This is a genomic window from Methylophaga sp. UBA3603 (assembly GCF_002375335.1).
Lineage (GTDB): Bacteria > Pseudomonadota > Gammaproteobacteria > Nitrosococcales > Methylophagaceae > Methylophaga.
Map to the genome: position 1 here is coordinate 204,429 of NZ_DFMC01000007.1, position 3,007 is coordinate 207,435.

At 45.8% G+C, this 3,007-nt stretch carries 3 protein-coding genes; 2 read left to right on the top strand and 1 reads right to left on the bottom strand.

Going from position 1 to position 3,007, the window contains the following annotated elements:
• The coding region (locus tag B4F66_RS04670) for a hypothetical protein (RefSeq protein WP_292737324.1) at positions 1 to 211 on the top strand (211 nt) is incomplete at its 5' end.
• On the opposite strand, the gene B4F66_RS04675 is transcribed toward B4F66_RS04670, so the two are convergent.
• The gene (locus B4F66_RS04675; RefSeq protein ID WP_292354615.1) at positions 200 to 547 is read right to left on the bottom strand and encodes a cupin domain-containing protein; all 348 of its coding nucleotides are present in this window, start codon (positions 545 to 547) and stop codon (positions 200 to 202) included. The genes B4F66_RS04670 and B4F66_RS04675 overlap by 12 nt on opposite strands.
• Positions 548 to 728: 181 nt before the next feature.
• Here B4F66_RS04675 and recQ point away from each other — a divergent pair, with 181 nt between their 5' ends.
• The gene (gene recQ / locus B4F66_RS04680) at positions 729 to 2,855 is read left to right on the top strand and encodes a DNA helicase RecQ (protein WP_292354613.1); all 2,127 of its coding nucleotides are present in this window, start codon (positions 729 to 731) and stop codon (positions 2,853 to 2,855) included.
• The last annotated feature ends 152 nt before the right edge of the window (positions 2,856 to 3,007 follow it).

Genomic DNA, 3,007 nt, shown 5'->3' on the forward strand with positions numbered 1-3,007 from the left:
TTTGGTTCGTTTCTTTTGGGCAAGCAAAATAAATGAACGCCCAGCGGCAGCGTGTGATTTTAAATCAAGAAACTATCCGTTGGGTTTCGTTCCTCAACCCAACCTGCATATATCACTAGATTCCCGCCTGCGCGCGAATGACAGCTATCTGTTGAGCTGCATTGAAGTTAGCCCATTCTTAGAGAGATCAAAAAACGTTTTAGGAATTTGATTTAAATTTATTTTTTAAAATCTTAAAACGGCTAAGAGCACATTTAACAAAATTGCCATCTTGGTGTTTAAATTGCTTTTTCAAAGCTTTTTTAACTTCCCAAGTACCTTTATACCCATTAGGGAAAACCACTAAATCACCGGCTTTAAAAGTTGTTGGTGAGCCACCATCGTTAGGCGTCATGACACATTCACCTTCAACGATATAAGCGATTTCTGTGGTGACAAATGACCATGGGAAAACCGATACGCCTTTTTCCCATGTTGGCCAGTGAGCCACGCCCAGTTGTTTTAAACGAGCTTCACTGGGGTTGCTGTCCACTGTAATTTCTTTCATTTTAATTCCTAAAGATTGAGATGTATCCCCAAAACCTGACTGTTTTGAGATAAGCGATTTGTGATTTGCCTGCGCTATTTTGCCTGCCTTTGAACGATAAACCGAATTTATCGTCCCGATCCCATGTTAAACCAAGCACAATTTGCCATAATGCCCCTTTCCTTTTATCACTGAATTTCTTATGCAGCATGTCGGGCAACCCGCGCTGGAAGTGTTACAAAACGTTTTTGGTTACAGCGCTTTTCGTCACAATCAGCAAACTATCGTTGACCATGTGATTGCCGGTGGTGATGCCTTGGTATTGATGCCGACCGGTGGTGGTAAATCATTGTGTTATCAGCTTCCAGCACTGATTCGCCCGGGTACTGGTGTTGTGGTTTCACCATTGATTGCCTTAATGCAGGATCAGGTGATGGCATTGCAACAACTGGGCGTGAATGCGGCATTTCTCAATTCCAGTTTATCCGCTGCTGAAGCAAATGCCGTTGAGACTCAGCTTGAAGCCGGCCAGATAGATTTGCTGTATGTGGCTCCAGAGCGTTTATTAAACGAACGCACCCTGTCGATGCTGTCGCGGATTCAGGTTTCACTGTTTGCCATTGATGAAGCGCATTGTGTGTCGCAATGGGGCCATGATTTTCGCCCGGAATATCAGCAACTGCGGATGTTGCATGAACGCTTTCCCGATATTCCACGTATTGCGCTGACTGCTACCGCCGATAAACGCACTCGTATTGAGATCATCGAACAGCTCAATCTGCATGACGCCAATGTCTACCTGAACAGTTTTGATCGAAGCAACATTTTTTATGCCATTGCCGAAGCCAATCAGGCTAAACAACAGCTTTGGCAGTTTATTGAAACTCAACATGCCAACGATGCCGGGATTGTTTATTGCCTGTCGCGTAAAAAGGTCGAGGCAATTGCCGAGTGGCTAACTGACCAGGGTCGCGTCGCTTTGCCCTATCACGCAGGCTTAACCTCACAAATGCGGGCACATCATCAGCAGCGTTTTTTACGCGAAGAAGGCGTGATTATTGTTGCCACCATTGCCTTTGGTATGGGCATTGATAAACCCGATGTACGTTTTGTCGCGCATTTAAATCTGCCAAAAAATATCGAAGCCTATTATCAGGAAACCGGCCGTGCCGGGCGTGATGGTTTACCAGCCAATGCGTGGATGGCGTATGGGCTGCAGGATGTCATCACCCTGCGTCAGTTTATGCAGAATTCTGATGCGCCGGACCTTATCAAACGAGTCGAACATCACAAACTCGATGCCATGTTGGGCTTATGCGAATCCATCAGCTGCCGGCGGCACGCCCTGCTCGCCTATTTTGATGAAACGTCACCGGAAACCTGCGGTCAGTGTGATAACTGTCAGAATCCGCCAGAGCATTTTGATGCTACTGAAGTTGCCCAAAAAGCCTTGTCATGTGTCTATCGGACCGATCAACGCTTTGGGGTGAATTATCTCATTGATGTGTTGGTAGGCAGTGAAGATGAACGCATCAAGACCAACCAGCATGATCAGCTCAGTACGTTTGGTATTGGCTCAGATCTGACCGCTACGCAATGGCGCGGTATCTTCCGCCAGCTTATCGCCACCGGCTATCTTGATATTGATATCAATCGTTATGGTGCATTACGTCTGACTGAAAAATGTCGGTCGATTTTACGCGGTGAACAAAAACTGCTGCTGCGTAAACAGCAAGCCAAACAAACGCTCAGCAAAAAAGAGAAAAAACAATCTACCGTGCGTCCTCAGGATCAGGAGCTATGGGAAGCGTTACGCCAGTTACGAACCGAGATCGCCCAGCAAAATGGCGTGCCGCCTTTTGTGATTTTTCATGATTCAACGCTGCAGGAAATGTGTCAGACCAGACCTAATGATATGCAAGCCATGGCACGTATTTCCGGTGTCGGTGCTCAGAAACTGGAACATTACGGTCAACGGTTTTTAACCGTTATTCAGCAGTTTCCATTATCGGAATTATTAAATAACGGCTTACGTGACACGGTGAATCAGACGTTAATGCTGCATGAACAAGGATTGAGTCCTGATCAAATAGCGAAACAGCGTGAGTTAAAAGTCAGCACGATATACAGTCACCTGTCAGATGGCATTGAAGCGGGTTTGCTGGATGTTAAAAAAGTGCTGGATCTGGCTGATAATGAATTTAATGAAATCATCTCGACCATTGATTCACTTGGTGATGAAGCAGATAGTTTAAAAACCGTTTTTGAAGCGTTGGATGAAGCCTATGATTATGGGGTGATTCGTTGTGTCAGGGCTTCGATTTATTAACGTTTTTAGCTAATTTGGCCTTAATTCGATTTAGCAGTGACTTCGAACCGCTTCACCATTCAGATTTCGCATGAATGCGAGTCAGGGAATTGCGTGCCCAATTCCCTAACAACCCAAGGGCACCCCTTGTGTTGGCCTGCGGCTTCACTGCG